The organism is uncultured Paraglaciecola sp., assembly GCF_937123705.1.
GTDB lineage: Bacteria > Pseudomonadota > Gammaproteobacteria > Enterobacterales > Alteromonadaceae > Paraglaciecola.
On the sequence record NZ_CAKZKO010000011.1, the window covers coordinates 20,112 to 42,497 of the forward strand.

Consider the following 22,386-nt stretch of genomic DNA (forward strand, 5'->3'; position numbering starts at 1 on the left):
TGAATTGACTACAGATAGGCATGGTTAAAGACAAGTGAGTAGCGTAAGAATTATTTGGCAGGGGTGGAGGGATTCGAACCCCCAGCCATCGGTTTTGGAGACCGCTGTTCTACCAATTGGAACTACACCCCTGCTGAGGTGCTGAATTATACTGACGCAAGGCAAAAGGTAAAGTGATTTTAGGTTTACAATCGATATCTAGTGCACAACTGCTCGTTTAACAGGCGACTCGTCTAATAAAAGCTCAAGCTGACTGCTTTGCAGCCTGATACCAAAGCATATTGGTTAGTTCGACTAGGGGCTTCATAGTGGTCACTTTGGCAACAACTTCCGATACACGCTGTTTAGTAGATTGAGCATAAAAGGCGCACAAGCTAGCTTCATTTGTAGCACTAAAACCATTTACCAAGATACAGGATGCCAAATCAAAATAAGGACAAGATTTCGAGCAATATTCCCAATCAAAAACTTTATAGGGCGTTGCATAAGTGACATGTGATAGCGCCAAATCGTTATGGCAAAATACCGTCTTATTGGCGCAGGCTTGTTGCCATACGTCCCTATAGTTGTCTAGCGTTCGCTGCTGCTGTGCTGAAACAGGAAGATCAATCAGGTTTATGTAATGTTGCCATTGACTCGGCAAGTCTAGCTCAGGGGCATCGACTTCTGTGCTGTGTAATGTTGACAAAACAGACGCTAAGGTTTGACTCGTCTCTACATCAGATAGGCCGGCCATATCTAAGGTAGCAACATCAAGCCATTGATCAACTTGAAATGTCTCCGTCTTCGACAAATAAATAGGCTTTACTGCCAGTCCCTTTTCAGCCAGTGTTTGTTGAATATCAAACAGCCTTTTTCTATCTAACACGGCAATATTGTCAGACTCAAAGGTTTTCACAAAATAGCTTTTGTTGCTGGTTGCTAGTCGGTAACTACTATTAAGCGCCCCGCCCTTTAAAGCATTAAGATGAAAACCTTCACAGACAAAGGGCAAACCCGCTAATTCAGTTTCCATCCTAACCTTTAATGGCTTCATGCACCCTCGGTTTGGCTTTTTGGATTAACCGGTTCAATGCGCCACTGCACAAATCCATAAATGGCAAAGCCGGTGTAACATAAAAATAAGATCCCTGTTAAGGCTAAGTCTTTAGCAAAATAAAGATACGCAGCAAACAGGTTGATCACAATCCAGTACAGCCAATTTTCACGTACTTTATGGGCCACCAGTACAGTAGTGAACACACTAAATACCGTTATAAAGGCATCGAGATATAAATACTGGGCATCTAAAACTGACTTTGCCACTTGGCTTAAAACAAAAGCGCCAATTGTTAGTCCTAAAATACTCATTATATGCCGAGATAGCGGCCAACTTTGCACAGCCAAAGTATCTTTTTGGTTATTTCGCCATTTTATCAATCCATACACAGCCATGATCAAATAGTAAAAATTTAACCCAGTATGAAAAGGTAACGATACACTCCAAAATAACCAAGTGTAGATTCCAGTACTTAATAACGCGCTAGGCCAACACCAAATATTTTGCCTCGCCGCCAACCACACATAAGCCAAGGCAAAAAATACCGCAATACCTTCTTGCCAAGAAGTGGCCACTAATTGTGCTACAAAACTATCCATTAAACATCTGAGCTCATTTTGTCACCATTCAAAAATTTGCAGACAAAAATTGCCTGCCCCACTTCCTCGTGGCTGCGTTGCATTTCTTCCGCGAGTAATTGCATGGTAGGTAAATACTCACCACTGACTGTGGTACTGGTTGCTGTTGTCACAACCTGTATATTTTCATAGGTGTTTAAGCGGTCAATAAATGTTTGAATCGGCCCAATGTATTGTTCTTTTAGAGGATACATTGATATCTCTGCCACTAATTTCATGTTAACTCCTTAAAATAAAAGCCGGAATGACAGGTCAATTCCGGCTTGAGATAGCGTATTTAATACTGATACTTAAAGTTGAGACCTATTCTGCGAGGCTCACCAAACTGCTCCCATACATGAGGAGCATATTCGTCTCTGGGGTCATTGCCAAAATAAAACCCTCGGTTTGCGTAGTCTTCATCGAACAGATTACGTGCGTATAAGCTAATTCGCCAATTATTGATGGTGTAATCAATGCTTGCGTGGGCAATGGCCATGGCATCTGAACGATTGTCGTGGCTGTAGGAGTAATAAAACTCGTCCTTGGCATCCACTTCTACTAACCAGCTTAGGTTTTCAGTAATATCCATGTTAATACCCAAGTTTAGGTGGTATTTAGGGGCATGGGCCTGCTCACGTTTATCGATATTACTGCCATCTTGACGGGTGAAACCTGTAACTTGGGTTTTCAAATACCCAAGGTTTGCGAATAACACAATATCATCAGTCGCAAGGTAATTAAGACTGGCTTCAATCCCGTAATTTTTGCCATCGGCGGCATTATTTATAGAATCAATAAAGGATTGCCCTTCTACAATGGAGTTTTTAAATTGTACATCGTCTCTTTTTTGATAAAACGTGCTGAAATCAACGGTTAAACTGCCATCGTTATTGCTACCTTTAATACCAAACTCCAGCCCTAATAAAGACTCGGCATCAAATTCGGCGCTGTCTAGTAAGGCATCGCGTAAGGATTGCGATTCTATGTCATCAATTTTTCCTAAGGCCTGACCATTGACGCCGCCCATCTTGTAACTACGCACTAGGCTCAAATACAGCATGCTAGTGTCAGATACGTTCTGGTGGTAACTTAATTCTGCTCCCCAATCGTCATGTTCAACTTTTTTATCTAACAGGTTTGAATCGTCATAACGAAAGGTTTGTGACGCTAAACGTAAGCTGCTGGTAAGCCATTGGTCATCAGACAACACAAATTTATATTGAGCAAATAACGCGCGGTCGAGTCGTTCTACATCACTCTTAAAAGGGGCGTCTAAATAGGAATATTCGCGGGTTAAATCTTCTGTAGAGTCGGCAAAGTAAAAGCCAACCACCCAAGTATTGGCTGCGTCATTCTTGCTGCTTAACTTGCCTTGAATGCTCACATCTTCTCGATCACGAAAATAATAATCGGTAGAAGAATACTCCCAACCTGGGGAAATACCATCATAGCTCCAGTCTTCATCAAAACCATAACTCAGGTCAGCTTCCATAAAGCTCCCCTGCAATTGCACATTAGCCCAAGCTAAGCCTTGGTAATCGGCCGTTACGGCCCACGCATCGCTATCTTGACGATCGACGCCAGGCTCATCTGACAATGTGGTTCTATCGCGATCGAGAGAAAACCCGTCATAGCCGTTGTCTACATCAATAAGATGCAGCACAGATTTAATACTCAAATCATCTGTGGCTTGCCAATTTAGTTTTGCTCGAATGGTTAATTCATCGACGTCGTTGGTGTCTTTACGCCCTAAAAAAGTATTCTCGATAAAACCATCGCTGTTATTTTGGTGCACAGACAAACGAAAATCTACTGATTCGACTAATTCGCCGCCCACGGCCGCACCAAGGTGCCAACTATTATAATTAGCCACACCAAATTGCGCATTAACACTGGTGTCGTCAGATGCATCTTGGGTAATCACATTGATCATGCCGGCCAAACCGTCTGCGCCAAAACGTGCACTATTAGGGCCTTTAAAAATTTCCACTTGCTGCACATCAAAGGTACTGGCACCTGCCATTAAGCCCGAGTAATTAATGCCATCCACTAAATAACCCACAGAAGGATTAACAGGATCGGTAAATTGACTGCGCTCGCCTATGCCGCGAATCTGCACAAAACGACCGCGACTGGCGCCTGTGGCAAAGTTAACGTTGGCAGCGCGGTTTAATAATTCCTCTAAATGCTGAGCTTGACGTTGTTCGATGACTTGTTTAGTTAACACCGAAATACTAGTCGCCATCTCTGACAATGGTGTAGAAACAAGGGCACCTTGCACCGTAATACGTTCTATTTGTTGTAAATCGGTGTTTTCTTGGGCTAAAAGTACTGGGCTTGCTAGTAACAAACTAATGATGCTTGTTAGCGGTTTTCTATTAAAAATCATTCAAAAGGATCTCTTCAGTATGGGTTGAAAAGATCCGGCTTTACGGCAGGTAAATGGGGATAGTTGTCTGACCATTCCTACGCCGGCATTATCCGGATCAGGTATAAGGGTTTATGAGTGCAAACTCAAATCTCAGCCTAATGGCTCCCCTTGGTGACTTAATACAAAAGGTTTGATGACCTTGTATCAAGCGCGGGCAGTGTAACAGGCAAAAAATCCTTAGCAACCGATAATTAGGAATTTATAAGAGCAAAATAGTATTTTTGCGCCAGTTTGCTTACACTAGCAGCAACATTCCCTCGCTTTTACATTAGAATTTTTTGTGAATTTACCTAAGCAACTATTCCACTGGTTTAAACAACGTCAGTCAGGGTTATGCCACCGGCAGCTATTGGTCATAACGGGTCAAGAAGAATGGACCACAAAGGCAGCCACAGCCTTATTAAAGAACAACAATATTCACCATCATTTATGGGTTGGGCACAACCAAAACTCGCCTGAAAGCATTGCTATAAAAGATTACCGAGGGCAGCTAGGCCATGAATATGATTGGCTAGTAATAAACTGCTTCAGTGGTTTTAGAGCCAATGCCGCAATGGCATTAAGCGGCACCATAAAAGCTCAAGGGTTAATGGTTATTTTGTGTCCTGAGTTGTCTGATTGGGCAAACTATAAAGATCCTGAACAAAACAATCGTATTTCTTATGGTTACCAAGATAAAGTGAAACAAAGCCTGTTTATCCAGCATTTAGTTTCTTGCTTTAGGGCTGATAACGGGGTTGCCATATTATCTGCTGATAATTTTTCGGGAGAAGCATATTTTGTTGCTGAAAGTAAGGTTCACACACAATTTAATGAGCAAGAACGCGCCATAAACAGTATTTGTAAAGTGGCACAAGGTCGCAGAAATAGACCATTAGTCCTGACGGCAGATAGAGGACGTGGAAAATCTTCGGCGCTAGGTATAGCCGCTGCACAGTTAATGAAATCGGCACCAAAAACAATTATCTTAAGTGCGCCCCATATTCACAATGTGGAGCAGGTGTTTTTACATGTCCAGAGCTTATTACCTGATGCTCAAACCGCTAAAAATACCTTGACCTATCAGTCGAGCTCACTCAGCTTTAAACCTTTGGATATATTACTACAAGACCATCATACCGCTGATCTGTTGTTAATAGACGAAGCCTCAGCAATACCGGTGCACGTACTGAGCAGGCTTGCCGTGAGCTTTCCACGAGCAGTATTTAGCGCAACAGCACATGGCTATGAAGGCAGTGGCCGTGGTTTTGAGATGCGCTTTATCAAACAACTCGCACAGCTAAAACCCGAATTTAAAAGACTGCAACTGCAACAACCCATACGCTGGTATCAGCAAGATAGGTTGGAACAGTTTTGGTTTAATTCTATGTTTCAAAATGAGCAGCATCAGATCGACAGTAATGACTCAGTCTCGCAAACCATTAGCTGTAAACAAGTAACAAAAAGGCAATTGCTTGACGACAAGACCTTGTTATCTAATTTATTTCGATTACTTATCGAGGCTCACTATCAAACCAGTCAAGATGATTTGCAACGACTATTAGATGCCCCCGAAATCCATTGCTTTATTTTAACCAAAGGCAGCACTGTGCTTGGTGTTGCACAAATAATCGAAGAAGGCGGGGATTGCATTGCAAATCTTGCCCAAAGTATTAGCGATTGTACTAGGCGTGTTAAAGGGCATTTAGTGGCGCAGAATATTGCCTCTTCTTATAACGAACCTCAATTTGTCAGCGCCCCTCAATGGCGAATTAGTCGAATTGCCATTGCCCCGGAACATCAGCGGCTAGGACTCGGCAAAAACTTATTAGAATTTGTAGAGCAAAATGCCATACAGCAAAAGATCCAGTATTTAACGACTTCTTTTGGCTGTAATACCGACATCCTGAAATTTTGGACCAGAAGTGACTTTTTGCTTACTAAACTCAGTGCTAAACCAGAAGTATCCAGCGGTGAGCACAGTTGTATTTGTATAAAGTCCTTGGCGACTGAGGCGCTGCTAAAAGCCCAAGCAATTCACCTAGAACTTCACCAAGAAATATTATATCAAATGAGTAAAACCTTTCGATATTTGGACGAAGAGTTGCTGTTACAGATAATACTGTTACGACCGCAATCCATAATGAATGCGTTTACATATTCCGAAATCATTGAGCAGTTTGCTATAGGGCAACGTCCCTATTCTGGCTGTAAACGGTACTTACAAGAGTACCTACTTGCTCATCCAGCATGGTTATCAAGATTAGTTATTGTAGAACAATGCTTTATAGTCGCCGCGCTTTTTCAAAATCACGAAGATAAAAGGCTTCGAGAGAGATTTAACTTAGAGGGTAAAAAACAAATCGAACAAAGACTAAAAACTAACTTCAAGCAAATACTAACAATACAGCCAGTTAATTAGTTTAGAACTTTCAAAATTGGCAATAAACTCGAGTAATCATCTGTCCAAATCACCTTTTTATATTGCTGCTGAATTATGACAGTTTGCTTTTTACGCAATTCCTCCGATTCTGTTAGGCGGCTATTATTGGTGAGCACTACCCACTGCGCATCATGTTCGTAATCTCCCCCTGGGGTTTCGAACAGCATAACCTGCATCCCTAAGTTTTCACTATGGTGCAAGATAACCGGCAGCAGTGATAAATGTCGATTAGAAATGTGTAAGGCGATAGTCCCTTGTTTGGCAATATGCTGTTGATACAATAAAAAAGCTTCTTGAGTCATAAGGTGGGTGGGAATTAAGTCTCCCGAAAACGCATCGATAATGAGCAGATCGAAAGCATTTTGTTGCCCTGAGTCCAATTCACTTTGTAAGCTAACCCGCGCATCACCTAATTTCACATCCACTTCAGCTAGAGCGTCACTTAGGTAACTAAAATAATGGGCAGCATAGTCTGACACTAATGGATTAAGCTCATAAAAAGTATAATGGTCTCCTGCTTGGCCATACGCGGCTAACGCCCCTACCCCTAAGCCAATGATCCCCACCTGTAATTTTCGCTCTTTAGAAAGGGCTGCAATAACCAACTGCACTCCAGTTTCAGGACGGTAATAACTCTTAGGTATTGCAGCCTGCGATACAATTAAAGATTGGCTACCATGTGAAGTGGTGCCATCAATTAACCTTCTTTCATTAAGCTGGCCTTGAGTGATATCTTTAACGGCTAAAATGCCATAAAAGTTTCGTCCTTGGACGATATCATATTGCTGGTATTGCTTGTTAAGCAGCATAAAAGCCAACAGCCAAACCACAGCAACCGCGAAGATACCGAGAGTTAACTTTGAATGCTGGCTATGGCTGGCAGCATTATCATCCATGTTTTCTGTAACAGCTTTATCCTTAGGCGGCCACCACAATGCCATAGCCGTCAGTACTAACACACTAAAAATGGCCAAAGGAAATTCCAGAAAGTCATCAAACAGGTTTTTCGCAACAATAGACACTAAAAAGCTGCCAAAGACACCACCTACTGCTAACACCAAATAAAACAGGCTAGTATTGCCCTGATGCGGTTTAAGTGCATTTAACTCACCATGGCAAATCATACAACCGCTGAACAAAATCACTAGATAGAGAAATAACTGAGTAAGAATGTCAAATTGGCCGCCTATGAAATAAATCAGTAAAGCAACAAAAGTCAATAGCATAAACAAAGGCAGCCAGACAACTCTATTGTAAAATCCAAGTTGACTGAAAGCTAACACATAAGTTAGCAAATACAGGGCTAATGGCACGATCCACAAAAAAGGCACGGGAGGAATGTTTTGAGTAAGTGCATTAGTAGTGGATACCAACAAAACCACACCCAATGCTGAGAACGTAAACCAAAGGAAAACCCTTAAACAACCTACTTTAGAATGGCTTATTTGGTTAGCTATGGACTCCAACTTTGAATTTTTTTGTTTTACAACAACATAAAATATCCAGCCAACGAGCAACACGAATAACCAATAAAAAGCAGACCATAGCTTTAGTTGGGACTCTAGAGTTAAAAAAGGTTCAATAAACAGTGGGTAACTTACTAGAGCTAAAAATGACCCTACATTCGATACCGCATACAACCTATAGGGCTGTGATCCTTGTGACTCTCTAGTAAACCAATGCTGCAACAAAGGCGTATTGGCAGATAGGATAAAATACGGACACCCTAGACCTAAAAATAATACTTTAAGTACGGCCCAAGTAGGCTGCTCAAGCATCACATCTTGGTGCATGTCTGCAACATTATAAGGTAAAAACATTAAGCTCAGTAGCAAGCATGTTAGATGTACCACTACCTGAGATTTAACTTTGAAAACTTTAGTTAATGTATAAGCATATAAATAGCCCATTAACAAAAATAATTGAAAGAACAACATGCAAGTGGTCCATACACTAGCACCGCCACCAAACCAAGGAAGTATAATTTTTGAGATGATAGGTTGTATTTGAAAGACTAAGAAGGCACTAACAAAGACAGAGAAAAAATATTGCATGAACTATTCAGGTAAATTAGAAAATGAAAGCAAAAAAAAAGCTCCCTAAGGAGCTTTTCATCTAAAGCTTAATTCCGCGATTCTTCGCTTTCTCTTTAATATAAGGTTCCCAACTCCTAGCATTTCGAGCTGTAGACCGATCTTTCTTCGCTTCCAACACATGTTTGTAAGCAGATTTAAAATCACCCTTATCAAAGTTAGCTTGCATGATAGCGATATGAAGAGCACCCTTTTTATTAGAGCCTCCATCTAAAGCCTTCTGCAAAGCGACAATAGCAGGACTATATTTCTCTAATGCATACAAAACCATACCTTGCTTTTGATACAAATCAGGATCAGAGGAAATCGCCGCAGATTTTCCATAATACTCAGCCGCTTCCTTAAATTCTTTAGCTTGCTGATAGGAAGATGCAACATTAGTCAGCATTCTTTCTTCGTTTTTAACCAAACCAGACTTAATATGCTTTTCCAATACCTCCGCGGCTTTTAGCGGTATATCGTTCATTGCATATAGCTGACTTAGAGCCTTAATTTCAGCTGCTTTAGTCAAGTAGCCTTGATTGTAAGCCATTTCAAAGGTAGACAATGCTTTCTTATGATCTTCCACTAACATGTAGAAGAAACCAAGTTGCGTCCATTGCCCCTTATCATCTGGAAAAATCCTAACAGTTTCTTCCTGCACGGCTATGGTTTCTTTATACATCTTACGATTGTAATAAGACGTCATTTTGAGTGCATAGGCTGTTTTGTTAGGCTTTTTCGCTAAAGCGATAGCTTTATTGATAGGAGCAATCATTTCAGGATACTTTTGCGTCTGATAATACGCATTGGTCATTCTAAAGTAGACATCAAAATCTTCTTTACAGGTAACCTTCATCCATTGTTGATAGTATTTAATGGCACTATCATATTGCTCTTCTTGAAGACTCAAATCAGCAATGAGCTTTATTGTACCTACTTGCTCAGCATCATTTAATTTATTCGGTGCTACAGCTTTTTGTAAGTAATCAATCGCCTTCTTAGCTTTACCTTTTTGGGTAGCTAACAAATTTCCGATAAATCTATCAGTAAAGGCTCTATCAAATTTATTAGATGTCTCAATATCGTATAGCAGTTCCAACGCTTCATCGATCAAATCATTATTGTAAGCTTCTAAGGCTTTCCCAACCTTTTTACCTACTTTTTGACCAGGGATGTTGGTTGTTCCACGCTTATAATCAGGACATGCAATAGGTGTCGATGCCTGAGCGAAAACACTCGTTGGCATAATAGTGGCAACAGACATCACTGAAACCACACATAAATGTTTTAGATGTTTCTTCATTATGATTGATCCAACTTAAAGTCTAGTTGCACTGTAAGGCCATATTGCTTCATCGGTTTACCATCTTCGATTTTAGGCTTGTACTTCCATTTACCTAAGGCACGTCTAGCTTCTCTATCGAATACCCGCTTAGGATCCGCTTCAATAACTTTAACGTCTTCAACACCGCCAACTTCGTTGATAGTAAAAGATAATTTAACCCAACCTTCCTTACCATCCCGTGCTGCTTGAACCGGATACTTTGGTTCAATCCTAACAATTGGAGTGGCATCGCCATCACGCATAGCACCGACGCTTCCAATACTTACGGAGGCACCGCCCACATCAACAGTAGGCATACTGAAGCCTAAACCATCGGTATTCACTTCAGCCACATCAGGTTCAACAGGCTCAATTTTAGGAGGCTGTTTGGGTGGCGGCGGTGGCGGTGGTGGTACTCGTTTTCTTAGTTGAGTTGCATCATCTGGCGTAGACATAACAATATCAATCACTGTTGCTTCTGGACCTTTTTCAACAGGCCTACCAGAGTTTGATATTAACTCTGCCATCAACACAAATAAAGCAAAGGCTATAACACCGCCTACAAATATAGAAACTATTAATCGACCCATATTAACTACCTGCCGTTGCAATTGAGATTCGATCAATACCAGCTGACTTAATCTGATCCATCACTTCAACTACTAGACCATGTTCGGCTTTTTTGTCGGCTTGGATAATTATTATGTCAGAAGGTTGCTCAGCCATTAAACGTTCCAAATTAGCACGAACACTGTCCGCATCGATTTGGCGTTTGTCCATCCAAACCTTTCCATCTTCGGTAACGCCGATGAAAATATTGGCATTTTTCGGCATAACTGCTAAATCACCATTAGGTTTATTAACGTCTACACCTGCTTCTTTTACAAAAACAGTAGTTACAATGAAGAAGATCAACATAATGAATACTATGTCTAGCATAGGTGTCATATCAATTGCAGCATCTTCTTCTACTCGAACTTTACGACCCATAAAATCCTCTCTTTAATGATGGGGCAAGGCATCTACTAACTTTTCTCTAGCAATTTTAACTTTAGACTCAAGACGAGAGCTAAAGAAAACGCCAGATAAAGCAGCTACCATTCCAGCCATAGTAGGAATAGTTGCCATAGAAATACCTGCTGCCATTAGACGAGGGTTACTTGTACCCTGAGTCGCCATGGTCTCGAACACACCGATCATTCCGGTAACTGTTCCCAACAGACCAATTAGAGGGCACATAGCTACAAGCGTCTTAATTAACAACATTCTTGTACCTAAGCCATCTGAAGCTTGTGAAATCCAAGTGTCACGGATTCTATGCGCATACCATGAGGTAGTGTCTTCTCTTGCATCCCAGTTGGAAACGATTTCGTCTCGTAACTTAGGGTATACAGAAGCTAAATACCAAAAGCGCTCTATCATAAATGCCCACATAAGAAAGAGCGCTACTGCGACAACATAAAGTACGTCACCGCCAGCAGCAATAAAATCCCTGACAGACTCCCATAGTTCTATCAGGTATAACATCTTAGGCTTTCTCCGTCTCAGCGTGCGTGGCAATGATGCCCGCTGTTTGCTCATCAAGAATATGAATAATAGACTTGCTTCGACCCGCTACAATACTATGCGTAAGTAACAATGGAAGTGCAGCAATAATACCCAAAGCAGTGGTTACCAAGGCCATTGAAATACTACCCGCCATTAATTTAGGGTCGCCTGTTCCGAACAATGTAATCTGTTGGAAAGTAGCAATCATACCGATAACGGTACCTAACAAACCTAATAGTGGAGCGATGGCAGCAAAAATCTTAATGATATTAATACCACTTTCAATTCTCGGTAGCTCTTTAAGAATAGCTTCATCAAGTTTCAATTCTAGGCTTTCTGCATCTGCAGTTTTATTTTCTGTATACACTTGCAAGATACGACCAAGAGGGTTGCTACTAGAAGGGTTAGATACATTCTTAAGTTGTGACTTCATTTTGCCGCCCACTAAAGTAAGGGTTACAACTTTGTATACACCTATTAGTAGACCAATAAACAACATAACTGTGATGGTATAACCTACTGGCCCACCAGCATGATAACGCTCTTCCATGGTAGCTTTTTCTTTCAATAGACCAAGAATACCGCCTTTTGAAGGATCCGCATAGAATGGAACAAGACCAGAAGTAGCTGATTGAAGTGCTTGAGCAGTACTGGTTTGGAAACCGTCTGGTTGACGCCCTAACGGCTGCACCATTTCGTTTTGATCATCGTATACTAAGTAGCCTTGCTCGCCAATTAGGTTAAATGTACCAACACGTACTACTTCTTGTTGCGTAGAACCACCGTCTAGGCTGACTACTTCAGTTGTAAAACGCGAAACCTGTCCAGATTCAGTCATTTCAGTTTGAAGTGCAAACCACAGATCTTCTAATTCTTTAATGTTAGGAAGCCCTTTAGATTCTTCAGACATACGTTTTAAAAACGCACCACGCCCTGGGAATTCGGCACTTACTATTGAAGTAGATATTTGACCATAGGCTTCAGCTGATGCTTGGCGAACAACACCAAACATTTCACCTAATGTACCTGTAGCTGTGGTTAGCTCAACTTCTTTTTCAGCCAATTTCACTTCGTTATCAGCAAATTGCTTTTGCAATCTGTCGCCACGAGCTTTTTCAGCTTTAAGTTCAGCTTTTCCTTTTCTTAGTAAGGCTTGTTTGTCAGCTCTTGCCGACTGAAACTCTGCTTCACGTTTTTTATTAATGCGCGCTTCGGATACACGGTTTTTCTTAACTTCAGCTAACAAATCTTCTAACGAAGTCGCTGCTTGAGCAGACGAAGCTAATAACGTAATCGACGCAGCAGTTAATATGGATTTAAATACAGTTTTCATCAATATTACTCCGCAGCTTTGATTGGTAGTTTAAGAAGATCAGCTGGCAATAGTTTGTTGGCCATGCGCACAGCAATTACGACTGGATTAATATATTCAGCACCCAATTCTTGCCAAGCTCTATCATCATTATCCCAAACCCATGCACTTTTGCCATCAAGAGACAAAGCTAAATGCGCGGTACGGCCTAGGTTGAAGAAATCTACAGTGATTTCGGTTCCCTGATAATCTAACTTACCTTGGTAAGCTCGGATTGTACCACCGTACTGATTCTCGATTTGGTAGGCCTCAATAACCTGACGAAATTGCTCAGAGGTCGTAACATTTGAATTAGCCATAACATCACGTAGACGTTCAACTCGCTCTCTACGCTCATCGAGATTAATAGGCACATCAAGTTCAATAAACTTCTCTAAGCTATCAATCATTCTAAACATAAGCGGAACTACGCCACGTTTAACGCCATCAATACCATCAATTTGAGTTTGAAGTGAATCAATACCACGTTGCTGATCGGCAACAAGGGTTGCGACATAATCGTTATACACTTTTAAATTTTCTGTTTCGTCAACGATTCCACGATACTCAACAAACAATTCCTGTGACTGTTCATACAGATTGTTTATTTTCTTTTGGGATTTCGCTGCAGCCGCGTGAATTTTAGCTTCTTCTTTATGAAGATCACTTAACGGATCTGCAGAGACAACGGCGCTGCTACCGAGTGCAAACGCACCTACGACGGCAGAAGCAATTAGGTTTCTCTTGCTCATTTTGGACATAATTCCCAACCAATTTTCTTTTTTTGAATCCTCGTCACGCAGTATATTTTGCAGACAAGGGGCTTTAAAGCTCTATTTATTTAAGGGGCTTAACTTTTACAAATATAAAGGCTAAGACGGTAGAATGTTCACACGTATGTAAGTAAATTGTCAAGAAACTAACACGCTATAAACAAATATTTTGTAGCAAATATGCTGTTGTGTTCAGAAATCAAGCATCATAGACGCCATGCTAATACTAATTAACCAAAACTTGATGTTAGAAAGTACTAGGTTAATTATAACAAAGGTGTATATATTGATCACTTCATTTGATTTTTTGATAAGGAAGTAACATGAAGCTAGATGATGATATCCATAACTATTACGAACACTTAGTATTAGAAAGAATAGATACATTAGCGTTGACTCAATCAAAAGAGGAAGATTATTTGGCTGATTTATGCTGTCTTGCTTTGAATCAGTTGCAACCGAAATATATTAGATTTGAAGTAGATATGTCATTTTACCTACCACAAAATGAACGGCAACAAATGGAGATGAATGTTGTTAATGCGGTCAATCAGGCGATAAAGTTTTTAGATCAAAATAACTGAACAGAGACTAAATTGGTGGCTCCCTTTCAGCCACACCTCGGCACATGAGTCATTTGCTGCGGCTGCTCCCTTCCAGGCCTGACCGGGTTCACAAATTATCATTGCGAGGGGACCGAAAGGTCACCATTGAAAGCCTAACGGCATGTTGACACATATCGTCAAAGGCGGGCGCATTATGAACAAAGCTAATGTCAGATGCAACCCACTTTTGACTTCTTTGGTTTGTTAGATTAACTATTAACCAAAACGTTCTTCCGCAATTTGATTAGCCACTATATTTGTCGCAATTCCTTGTGACTGGGCGCGACTGTATATCTCTAATAATGTGTCACTAATTTTTTCGATATGCTCTCGCATTTGCGAATCAGAACTAGAAATAGATTGATGGTATATGTCAATAATACCACCAGCATTAATGACATAGTCAGGAGCATATAAGATCCCCTTGTCGGCCAACAACTGGCCAAACTCTTCTTTTGCCAACTGATTATTTGCAGCACCAGCAATGGCTTTGACTTTTAATCTCGCAATATTTTTCTCATCAAGTATGGCTCCCATTGCACACGGAGCAAACACATCCACATCTAAGTCGAAGATATCTTCTGGGCTGACGGCAATAGCTGAGTATTCATTAACCGCCTTTTCAATATTCTCAGTATGGATATCTGTCACATACAAACAAGCACCTTGGCTATGCAAATGTTTAGCTAAACGAAGACCAACATGCCCTAACCCCTGAATGGCGACTTTTACGCCATTCAGATCTGAATTCATAGCTTTGGCAACAGTTGTTTTAAGACCAACATACACCCCATAAGCTGTTGAGGGGGCTGGATTACCATCAGCAGGCTCTGAGTTAATATGATATTTAGCTTGGATACCCGATACGTGCCGGGTTTGATTTCCCATTAACTTCAAATCATCTACAGTCAAACCTGAGTCTTCAGCACTGATATATTTCCCTGATAGGCTATCAATAAAGTTGCCCATGGCTACCATTTTCTCAGGAGTTTTCTCAGTGCGAGGATTTCCAATGATAACAGCCTTGCCTCCGCCTTGATTCAGGCCTGCCATCGCGGCTTTATAGGTCATTCCCTTCGACAATCTTAATACATCTCGCAACGCTTCTTCATCAGTTGCATAGGGCCACATACGACATCCCCCTAGCGCATTACCAAGGTTTGAGTTATGTACCGCTATAATTGCTTTTAGCCCACTACTTGCGTCTTGATAAAAAGCTACATGTTCATGTCCGTCAAATTCACTGTGCTCAAAAACCGACATTTTTTTCCCCGATTAGACTAGATATTAAGTGATCATATCTCATAAGACATAGGACATTTTTTGCAACTTTAATGAGCTGGTTATCTCGTTACATTAATAAATCACCGGTAAATAGCGTCACTAGGATAAATATCCTCTTTTTTGCCTTGAAAAAGAATTGATTTTTCATCATGCTATAACCAAAGTTTAGGTCTCTAATGAAACAATATATATTATGAAAATAGATAAGTTTGATCGAGAAATTTTGCGGGTTATGCAAAAGGATGCGACCGTTTCTATGGCTGATTTAAGTCAAAAAGTGGGGTTGTCACACACGCCTTGTTGGCGCAGAGTAAAACGCCTTGAAGCTGAGAAAGTTATTTTGCAAAAAGTAACTTTGCTGGATAGTAAAAAACTAAATTTGGGCGTCTCTGTTTTTATATATGTCACCCTAAAAAACCATGATGGTGAGTCTTTAAATGACTTTGAAAAAGCAGTTCAGAGCATAGATGCAATAGTTGAATGTCATACCACAAGTGGCGATAAAGACTATTTACTTAAGGTCATTGTTGAAAATATAGAAGAATATGAACATTTGCTAAAGACAACCCTAACAAATTTGCCTTTAGTCGATCACCTAAGTTCTACTTTTGCACTTAAACAGGTTAAAAACACCACTGAATTACCTATTAAAAATTTGTGAACTTATACCAATTCATCTTAACAATTAGTCACTCAGAGAACATCAGCGACTTTCAATCAAGGCGTAGTCCTGCAGGAATGGCCGCCCTCTTTCAAAGGGCTAGAACGAAGAGTGAAAGTCGCTGCTGTTCTCCCTTTGGGCGAGGTTTAAAAGCACCTACTCTGCGTTGCCCGAACTTACAATAGAATAACTATTGCTTCATTCGAGCGCCTTGATTAGGTGCTTTTAAATCTCGCTGAGTGATCAATTATTAGGATGAATTGGTATTATACTATTTTCACGGTTTTTTTATTGATGCCGTAATCTCGTAGTTTATTAGCCACTGCTGTATGACTTAAGCCTAGCTTTTTAGCTAATTGCCTAGTACTAGGAAAGCTAGGATACAAACGCATCAGTATGTCTTTTTCGAAACGTTTGACTTCGTCATCTAAACTCCCGGTAAACTCTTGCGATACAAAACTCACGGTTTCTGAACAAGACGGTAACTGGATCTGTTCTTTTTCAAGGGCGCTACCTTCAAGTAATGACACAGCGCGATATAGTGCGTTTTCAAGTTGCCTTACATTGCCAGGCCAAGGATAAGTCTGCAAATAGTGTGAGCAAGCCTTAGTCATCTTTGGGGCTTTACGCCCTAATTTAACGCTATGTTGTTTAATAAATCTTTCAGCTAACGCAACGATATCTGACTTGCGCTCTCGTAAAGGAGGGAGCACTAAGTTCAATACATTCAATCGATAAAAAAGATCCGCTCTAAATTGCCCCTCTTGTATCAACTTACCTAAGTCCTTTTGGGTAGTACACATGATCCGCGCATCCAGCAACAGGTCTTTTTCATCTCCTATCTTTCGATACCGGCCACTTTGTAAAACCTGTAACAGCTTTACTTGCAGCTCAATTGATAAATCTGCCACTTCATTTATTAACAAAGTTCCGCCTTGAACTAGCTCTAATAACCCAGCTTTATCCTCGGTTTGTGTACCTGGGTCGGCCACTATACCAAAAAGTTCTGCCTCTGCTACATCAGCAGATGCAGCACAGTTGAAAGTTAAAAAACCATATTCATTACGTCTACTGGCCTCATGGCACGCTTTAGCTAGTATTTGTTTCCCTGCGCCTGTTTCACCAAAAATAATGATTGGCTCATCTAATTCGGCCAATCGTTTAGCCTCTTTCACGACATTTTTCATGGCCTTACTCTCTGCCTGAATAGCGAGAAAGCTATCTGGGCTCGCCTTGTGAAAAACGGTGAGCTGTTGCCCTAATCTGAGCTCAGACTTCAGCATAAATACAGCGCCTGCCAATATATCAGCGTCATCTGAGTTGGGGACCATTACGGGTAACATATCAACCAAATAATCTTGTTCTAAAAACCTAATCCTTTGTGCTTGGGCCTGAGGATTGTTACACTCCAACCAACGAGTAACATTAAACCCTTTAAGAAATTCTCCGATCTCACTGCCAATAATTTCTCCCTTAGGGATATCTAAGTTTGATATAACGGCTTCATTTATTAGAATGATTTTGCCTTTGGTGTCCACTGAAAATACAGGATCAGGCAAAGTCTGCAGCAGCGCCTTTAGTTGATACTGCTCACGTTCTATCGGCATAAAAGGAGTAGTTTTTACATCTTCAATACCCTCAATTTTGCGGATTTTGGGCATTAAGTGCTGAAAATCTGCAAATTCAATATTTGGGAAATTTAGGTAAATTTTACCTTGCTCATCAATCTCAATGCCACGTAAATCAATTTCGTGTTCAACTAATATATCCAAAACGTCTTGGGCTATACCCAAACGATCCTGACAGTTTACTTCTAAACGCATTTAGAACCTCATTTGTATACAAAACCAAATCTTTCGTTCGTGAATTAGTTTGTTTTCCAGCAACACTCCCGATGCTTCTAATGTAGAGTTGAATGATGCTTAGGATACGCCAGCTCAACTTGAGCTGGCGTAAAGATATTATTACAATTGGCAGGTATAGGGTAGTGTTATTCTAGAATAGATAATTGGCTTTTGACTGGGTGATAAAAATCAAACAATCAACTTGCTTGTTTGGTTTTAGGTAAAAATTTAGGTTCAAACAACCCCAGTTTTTTGGCTTGGTTCACTAAAGACATAAGATCCATTTCTGCAATGTCAAAAAGAGAGTCAAATGATTCAAGCATGTAATAGATAGGCTGCATGATATCGATTCTGTATGGTGTCCTTAACGCGTCTAAAGGTTTCATAGGTAAGTGTTCACATTTATCTGAACCTAGGGCATAAATTGTCTCTCCAGGCGAAGACAAGATACCACCACCATAAACTCGCGGACCGTCAACGGTGTCAACCAAACCAAATTCGACAGTAAACCAATACAAGCGAGCTAAATACGCCCTATCTTCTTTACTAGCTGCGTAGCCTAGTTTCCCGTAAGTATGAGTGAAATGAGCAAAAGCTGGATTCGTTAATAATGGACAATGCCCAAAGATTTCATGAAAAATATCCGGCTCTTGCAGATAGTCGAACTCTTCATTGGAACGTATAAACGTGGCCACAGGAAATTGTTTATTTGCTAACAAACGAAAGAACTCATCAAAGTTAATCAAGGACGGAACTTCCTTAACTTGCCAGCCTGTTGTCTCTTTCAATACCGAATTGATGTCGGCTAACTGCGGAATATATTCAGTGGGTAAATCGAGTAATGCCAGTCCATCAAGGTACTCATTACAAGCTCTACCTTGCAATAAGGTCTTTTGCTCTTTAAGCAATGATGCCCAAGTTTTATTCTCTTGCTCACTCCAATTGACTACACCATTCTCATCGGGCTCGTGGGATACATAAGTGGTACTTTTTGACATGAAACTACATTAACTTTTAATAAACATAGTACAAAATTGTACGCACCCTTCATCAAATCTAAAGCCTTTAGGGTGTATTTATGTAATGATGAAATTGTAAATAATAGCTTACACAAGTGTTAATATTGTCAACATTAGCGCTCTTTAACTAAGTGCTAACTAATGTGTTTATTCAGGTCAGCCAAAAGCTGTTTACTAATACCCGACAAGCCTGGTTTTGCTTGAGATAACCAAGGTAATGGCCGGCTTTCATTAATAGCCTTAATACCAATTCTAGCGGTCAAGACTCCTGCCCCTAAGCCCTGTGCTACTCGTGTTGATAACTTACCAGTTATGCCAGCTCCTAAAGCATAATTGCCCGCATCAGACAAAATCTCGGCGGCGCCAGCGTACAGCATTGTATGAAATATCTTACGGATTAGCGTTATCCTCCCCCAATAACCTAAATGTAAACCATAGATCTCACTCACTTGATTCATCATCCGAATGTTGCGCCACAACACAATCAACATATCCAACAACGCAAAAGGGCTAACCGCAATCATAACACTGGCGGCAGAGGCATTTTGACTCACATGCTTTATGGCCAATTGATCAATAGGCGCTAATACTTGGTGTTCGAACAAAGCTAACACTTCACTATCACTGTGATGTGGGTCAATGCTATTTCGCCAATTTTCCGCTAAGTGCTGATAGTCTTGGGCCAAATTTTTAGTTATTTTTAGGCAATGTTGCTCCGCCAAACCTATGACATTTGTCGCGGCCATTTGCTCAGATTGCGCACGGATCGCTTGCTGATATTTAAGTTGTCTCAGCCCTTTATATTCAACAATGACTAGGCGAACAACTATTCCCCCTAATCCAAAGAGAATAACTAACCAAACGCCTGCCAACCAGTCCATTGCTTTAATAGTCGTCACAACAAAAATGGCTAGCTCGGCAATACTTGCAAAGATCACTGCAATCAATAAAATCACCAGCCACTTGTGCTTAGCTTTTTTGACGGCTATCACTTCAGTAGACGACAAAGACAAGGTGCTATCTATAGGTTCATTACCTAGATCAACAGAGTCAAGATCATCCACTACTACTGCGGATTTGATACTTGGTTGCGAACTCAAATCGGCACTCTTATTGTCAAAAACATCAGCACCTTTAAGCTTTACCGCGGCTTTAATTGCTTGTTGCTCTTGGTGTTCAGAAGTGGGTTTCATTGCAATTTATCCTCCAATAAAAAGTTGAGGATCTGATCCATTCTAATATGTGGCAGCACGTGTTCGGAATTTATCACTGGTGGCGACAATTTCGGAAACTCAAACCGTTGTTGTTTCCAAAACTCAGGTTCCGGACAGCTTTGTGGCACTTCCCCCGGAAACAATGTAATGGACTCACCTTTTTCATTGGTGCCTTGTAGTACAGGAATGCTTTCATTCTTAACTCTGCCATAGCCAGATTCAGACGCTCGAATAGCCGATACCGCTGTCGATTCTGTACTCACGCCTTCAAATTGTATTTGCTTCCTTGCATTATGTAGCATGCTTTCTAACAGCTTAACTAAATTAGTCTGCTGATCAGGTGTTATATGATCAGCTTTACTTGCCGCAAACACTAATTTATCAATTCTAGGTTGGAACAAGCGATTAAGGATATTAGAAGAGCCATATTGAAAACTGCCCATTAACCAATTTAACGCTTTCTGTAAATCTTGATAGCTATGGAAGCCACGATTTAACGCAGATAAACAATCAACTAATACAACTTGTCTGTCAAATCCCTTAAAGTGGTCTTTGTAAAATGGTTGAACAACATGGGTTTTGTAATATTGAAAGCGTTTACACAACAACTCTGCATTACTGTCTTGTTGCGGTGAGTTGATATCAACGCCTTGCGTTTCAAGTTGCTTTTCAGCAATCGGAAAAAATTGTAAAACAGGCGCCCCAGACAATTCACCAGGTAATATAAATCGACCAGGTTGCAATAGTTGATAACCCTGCTTTTGGCAATCCACTAAATATTGGCTGTACAACTTTGCCACATTCTGTAACGCCAATTCGTCACCTTTGGCATTGAGATCTAGCTTCTCTACCGCTTCGAAAAACTCGCTAGCAAGGAGCCGTCTCTGTGGATCCAAAAGCTCCTCTTGACAATGTTTCGACCATTGCTGGTAATCCATTTCTAGCAGCGGTAAATCGAGTAACCATTCCCCTGGATAATCTGTAATATCAAGAGTGAGGGTCGCATCTTCTGTTAGGTATTTACTCAACCCTTTACTCTTTTTATACTTAATTTTGAGCCTGACTTGAGAAATACCCTTGGTTGACGCTGGCCATTGTGGGGAAGCTTGAGTTAACTTAGCCATGCCATCTTCATACGCAAATCGGCTAAAACTCAAGTTAGGCTGTACATCTCTTTTTACTCCCACCAAGCGAGATTCTCTGGCCACGGTGAAAAAGGGTAAGTGTGCTAAGTCATTAGCCTCGATAAGTTGATTCACTAAAGATGTTATAAAAGCGGTTTTTCCGCTACCGCTCAATCCAGTTACAGCCAAATTAATATGCTGATTTGCCAGTCTTGCGGCCGTGAGTTTTAGTTTTTGTGTGGTGTGCTGAATATTTGGATGCTGAAAAAAAGAAGTCTGCATAAAAACTGTTATAAGCCTTATGAAATTAGAAAAGCAACGCTTAGGGCTAACATATAGCCAGCCCCTTTATATTATAATTTATTTAACTCTCGGTTGAGTTGAAACTCAGATGATGTGACATAAGTTTCCATTTTTCTGAGTCTACTCTCATTTTTTGCAAAGCGCTGTTTTATGTCGCTAAAAGCTTGCTTGGGGGGCTCTCCTGCTTGCCAAACTTTGGATTTCACTACTACTTTTTCGTGGTTTTGCTCTGATTCATTGTGCCAGCCTTTCCCTTTAGCTTTATCGCGACGACTAGGTGTTACGTACTTGTCACCTGCTACGTTGGTCGATAAACCTTGAGGCTTTTTTTCAAGAATAAACCATCCGGCAATATACCCAATGACAAAAAATGGCGGCGCTAATAAGAAAAATCCAGTCAGGGTGAGCATACGAACCAACCATATTTCCATGCCAAAGTATTCTGCTACCCCAGCACACACTCCAGCTATTTTTCCTCTACTCGGATCACGCTGTAAACTGCCGTAGGTTTTCATACTTTATTCCTCCACTCAGGTGCCTCTGCATCCAAGATTGACTCTAAAGTATGAATACGGTCTGACATTTTTTCTGCCCTATCGGCTAACTTTTGTAAAGTGTCGTATTCAACTTCAGTCAGCCCCTGACTAATTTGTTTCTTGCTTCGATAATGCATTATTAACCATATTGGAGCGACAAAAATCATAAATATAATGATAGGTGCCACTATTATGCCAATCACGTCTTCCACA

At 40.7% G+C, this 22,386-nt stretch carries 21 protein-coding genes, 1 tRNA gene, 1 other RNA gene and 1 riboswitch; of the genes, 3 read left to right on the forward strand and 20 right to left on the reverse strand.

What is annotated here, in order from left to right:
- Nucleotides 1-55 precede the first annotated feature (55 nt).
- The 5 genes from Q0688_RS02095 to Q0688_RS02115 form a co-directional block, all read right to left on the reverse strand.
- Nucleotides 56-132 (reverse strand) — tRNA-Trp (locus Q0688_RS02095).
- Between the two features lie 112 nt (nt 133-244).
- Nucleotides 245-1,036, reverse strand: coding sequence for a phosphotransferase (locus tag Q0688_RS02100; protein ID WP_299072546.1), 792 nt, complete (start codon nt 1,034-1,036; stop codon nt 245-247).
- Nucleotides 1,033-1,638 carry a nicotinamide riboside transporter PnuC gene (pnuC, locus tag Q0688_RS02105; RefSeq protein ID WP_299072549.1) on the reverse strand — a complete coding sequence of 202 codons (606 nt, stop codon included), beginning with the start codon at nt 1,636-1,638 and terminating at the stop codon, nt 1,033-1,035. The genes Q0688_RS02100 and pnuC overlap by 4 nt, the downstream gene beginning before the upstream one ends.
- Complete coding sequence (locus Q0688_RS02110) at nt 1,638-1,895, reverse strand: hypothetical protein (RefSeq protein WP_299072552.1); 258 nt, start codon at nt 1,893-1,895, stop codon at nt 1,638-1,640. The genes pnuC and Q0688_RS02110 overlap by 1 nt, the downstream gene beginning before the upstream one ends.
- A gap of 59 nt (nt 1,896-1,954) precedes the next feature.
- Complete coding sequence (locus tag Q0688_RS02115; RefSeq protein WP_299072554.1) at nt 1,955-4,048, reverse strand: TonB-dependent receptor; 2,094 nt, start codon at nt 4,046-4,048, stop codon at nt 1,955-1,957.
- 57 nt (nt 4,049-4,105) lie between these two features.
- Nucleotides 4,106-4,209: riboswitch (TPP riboswitch) on the reverse strand.
- Between the two features lie 161 nt (nt 4,210-4,370).
- Between Q0688_RS02115 and Q0688_RS02120 the strand changes: the two genes are divergently transcribed.
- A complete protein-coding gene (locus Q0688_RS02120; RefSeq protein ID WP_299072556.1) occupies nt 4,371-6,491 on the forward strand; it encodes a GNAT family N-acetyltransferase in 2,121 nt (706 codons plus the stop codon).
- Here Q0688_RS02120 and Q0688_RS02125 read toward each other — a convergent pair.
- From Q0688_RS02125 to Q0688_RS02155, 7 genes are all read right to left on the reverse strand, one after another.
- Nucleotides 6,488-8,449: a hypothetical protein gene (locus Q0688_RS02125; protein WP_299072559.1), complete on the reverse strand. Its 1,962-nt coding sequence runs from the start codon at nt 8,447-8,449 to the stop codon at nt 6,488-6,490. The genes Q0688_RS02120 and Q0688_RS02125 overlap by 4 nt on opposite strands.
- 178 nt (nt 8,450-8,627) lie before the next feature.
- The gene (locus tag Q0688_RS02130) at nt 8,628-9,890 is read right to left on the reverse strand and encodes a hypothetical protein (protein ID WP_299072562.1); all 1,263 of its coding nucleotides are present in this window, start codon (nt 9,888-9,890) and stop codon (nt 8,628-8,630) included.
- A complete protein-coding gene (locus Q0688_RS02135) occupies nt 9,890-10,501 on the reverse strand; it encodes an energy transducer TonB (RefSeq protein WP_299072565.1) in 612 nt (203 codons plus the stop codon). Before Q0688_RS02135 ends, Q0688_RS02130 begins: the two co-directional genes overlap by 1 nt.
- A gap of 1 nt (nt 10,502) precedes the next feature.
- Nucleotides 10,503-10,901, reverse strand: a complete 399-nt coding sequence (locus tag Q0688_RS02140; protein ID WP_299072568.1) for a biopolymer transporter ExbD — start codon at nt 10,899-10,901, stop codon at nt 10,503-10,505.
- Nucleotides 10,902-10,913: 12 nt separating this feature from the next.
- Nucleotides 10,914-11,438: a MotA/TolQ/ExbB proton channel family protein gene (locus Q0688_RS02145; RefSeq protein WP_299072571.1), complete on the reverse strand. Its 525-nt coding sequence runs from the start codon at nt 11,436-11,438 to the stop codon at nt 10,914-10,916.
- A 1-nt stretch (nt 11,439) separates the two neighbouring features.
- A complete protein-coding gene (locus Q0688_RS02150; RefSeq protein WP_299072574.1) occupies nt 11,440-12,792 on the reverse strand; it encodes a MotA/TolQ/ExbB proton channel family protein in 1,353 nt (450 codons plus the stop codon).
- Nucleotides 12,793-12,797: 5 nt separating this feature from the next.
- Nucleotides 12,798-13,562 (reverse strand): DUF3450 domain-containing protein, encoded by a 765-nt coding sequence (locus Q0688_RS02155; RefSeq protein ID WP_299072577.1) that lies wholly within the window; start codon nt 13,560-13,562, stop codon nt 12,798-12,800.
- A 344-nt stretch (nt 13,563-13,906) separates the two neighbouring features.
- Between Q0688_RS02155 and Q0688_RS02160 the strand changes: the two genes are divergently transcribed.
- The gene (locus Q0688_RS02160; protein ID WP_299072580.1) at nt 13,907-14,167 is read left to right on the forward strand and encodes a late competence development ComFB family protein; all 261 of its coding nucleotides are present in this window, start codon (nt 13,907-13,909) and stop codon (nt 14,165-14,167) included.
- Between the two features lie 21 nt (nt 14,168-14,188).
- On the opposite strand, the gene ffs is transcribed toward Q0688_RS02160, so the two are convergent.
- Both ffs and Q0688_RS02170 read right to left on the reverse strand, forming a co-directional pair.
- Nucleotides 14,189-14,285, reverse strand: an RNA gene (gene ffs, locus Q0688_RS02165) — signal recognition particle sRNA small type.
- A gap of 119 nt (nt 14,286-14,404) precedes the next feature.
- Nucleotides 14,405-15,451, reverse strand: a complete 1,047-nt coding sequence (locus Q0688_RS02170; protein WP_299072582.1) for a Glu/Leu/Phe/Val dehydrogenase dimerization domain-containing protein — start codon at nt 15,449-15,451, stop codon at nt 14,405-14,407.
- Nucleotides 15,452-15,665: 214 nt separating this feature from the next.
- On the opposite strand from Q0688_RS02170, the gene Q0688_RS02175 reads away from it, so the two are divergent.
- Nucleotides 15,666-16,133: an Lrp/AsnC family transcriptional regulator gene (locus Q0688_RS02175; RefSeq protein ID WP_299072585.1), complete on the forward strand. Its 468-nt coding sequence runs from the start codon at nt 15,666-15,668 to the stop codon at nt 16,131-16,133.
- Nucleotides 16,134-16,399: 266 nt separating this feature from the next.
- Here the strand turns inward: Q0688_RS02175 and tyrR are convergent, their stop codons facing one another.
- From tyrR to pspB, 6 genes are all read right to left on the reverse strand, one after another.
- Nucleotides 16,400-17,956 (reverse strand): transcriptional regulator TyrR, encoded by a 1,557-nt coding sequence (tyrR, locus tag Q0688_RS02180; protein WP_299072586.1) that lies wholly within the window; start codon nt 17,954-17,956, stop codon nt 16,400-16,402.
- Nucleotides 17,957-18,174: 218 nt separating this feature from the next.
- The gene (gene phhA, locus Q0688_RS02185; protein ID WP_299072589.1) at nt 18,175-18,975 is read right to left on the reverse strand and encodes a phenylalanine 4-monooxygenase; all 801 of its coding nucleotides are present in this window, start codon (nt 18,973-18,975) and stop codon (nt 18,175-18,177) included.
- Between the two features lie 155 nt (nt 18,976-19,130).
- The gene (locus Q0688_RS02190) at nt 19,131-20,189 is read right to left on the reverse strand and encodes a YcjF family protein (RefSeq protein ID WP_299072592.1); all 1,059 of its coding nucleotides are present in this window, start codon (nt 20,187-20,189) and stop codon (nt 19,131-19,133) included.
- Nucleotides 20,186-21,616: a YcjX family protein gene (locus Q0688_RS02195; RefSeq protein WP_299072595.1), complete on the reverse strand. Its 1,431-nt coding sequence runs from the start codon at nt 21,614-21,616 to the stop codon at nt 20,186-20,188. Before Q0688_RS02195 ends, Q0688_RS02190 begins: the two co-directional genes overlap by 4 nt.
- A gap of 71 nt (nt 21,617-21,687) precedes the next feature.
- Complete coding sequence (gene pspC, locus Q0688_RS02200) at nt 21,688-22,152, reverse strand: envelope stress response membrane protein PspC (RefSeq protein ID WP_299072598.1); 465 nt, start codon at nt 22,150-22,152, stop codon at nt 21,688-21,690.
- Entirely contained in the window at nt 22,149-22,385 is a 237-nt protein-coding gene (gene pspB, locus Q0688_RS02205; RefSeq protein WP_299072600.1) for an envelope stress response membrane protein PspB, read from the reverse strand. Before pspB ends, pspC begins: the two co-directional genes overlap by 4 nt.
- Nucleotide 22,386: the final 1 nt, after the last annotated feature.

Bases quoted from the DNA above. Each gene is read 5' to 3' on its own strand.
- Q0688_RS02100 (WP_299072546.1), bottom strand. From the start codon at position 1,036: ATGAAGCCATTAAAGGTTAGGATGGAAACTGAATTAGCGGGTTTGCCC.
- pnuC (WP_299072549.1), bottom strand. From the start codon at position 1,638: ATGGATAGTTTTGTAGCACAATTAGTGGCCACTTCTTGGCAAGAAGGT.
- Q0688_RS02110 (WP_299072552.1), bottom strand. From the start codon at position 1,895: ATGAAATTAGTGGCAGAGATATCAATGTATCCTCTAAAAGAACAATAC.
- Q0688_RS02115 (WP_299072554.1), bottom strand. From the start codon at position 4,048: ATGATTTTTAATAGAAAACCGCTAACAAGCATCATTAGTTTGTTACTA.
- Q0688_RS02125 (WP_299072559.1), bottom strand. From the start codon at position 8,449: ATGTTGTTCTTTCAATTATTTTTGTTAATGGGCTATTTATATGCTTAT.
- Q0688_RS02130 (WP_299072562.1), bottom strand. From the start codon at position 9,890: ATGAAGAAACATCTAAAACATTTATGTGTGGTTTCAGTGATGTCTGTT.
- Q0688_RS02135 (WP_299072565.1), bottom strand. From the start codon at position 10,501: ATGGGTCGATTAATAGTTTCTATATTTGTAGGCGGTGTTATAGCCTTT.
- Q0688_RS02140 (WP_299072568.1), bottom strand. From the start codon at position 10,901: ATGGGTCGTAAAGTTCGAGTAGAAGAAGATGCTGCAATTGATATGACA.
- Q0688_RS02145 (WP_299072571.1), bottom strand. From the start codon at position 11,438: ATGTTATACCTGATAGAACTATGGGAGTCTGTCAGGGATTTTATTGCT.
- Q0688_RS02150 (WP_299072574.1), bottom strand. From the start codon at position 12,792: ATGAAAACTGTATTTAAATCCATATTAACTGCTGCGTCGATTACGTTA.
- Q0688_RS02155 (WP_299072577.1), bottom strand. From the start codon at position 13,562: ATGAGCAAGAGAAACCTAATTGCTTCTGCCGTCGTAGGTGCGTTTGCA.
- Q0688_RS02160 (WP_299072580.1), top strand. From the start codon at position 13,907: ATGAAGCTAGATGATGATATCCATAACTATTACGAACACTTAGTATTA.
- Q0688_RS02170 (WP_299072582.1), bottom strand. From the start codon at position 15,451: ATGTCGGTTTTTGAGCACAGTGAATTTGACGGACATGAACATGTAGCT.
- Q0688_RS02175 (WP_299072585.1), top strand. From the start codon at position 15,666: ATGAAAATAGATAAGTTTGATCGAGAAATTTTGCGGGTTATGCAAAAG.
- tyrR (WP_299072586.1), bottom strand. From the start codon at position 17,956: ATGCGTTTAGAAGTAAACTGTCAGGATCGTTTGGGTATAGCCCAAGAC.
- phhA (WP_299072589.1), bottom strand. From the start codon at position 18,975: ATGTCAAAAAGTACCACTTATGTATCCCACGAGCCCGATGAGAATGGT.
- Q0688_RS02190 (WP_299072592.1), bottom strand. From the start codon at position 20,189: ATGAAACCCACTTCTGAACACCAAGAGCAACAAGCAATTAAAGCCGCG.
- Q0688_RS02195 (WP_299072595.1), bottom strand. From the start codon at position 21,616: ATGCAGACTTCTTTTTTTCAGCATCCAAATATTCAGCACACCACACAA.
- pspC (WP_299072598.1), bottom strand. From the start codon at position 22,152: ATGAAAACCTACGGCAGTTTACAGCGTGATCCGAGTAGAGGAAAAATA.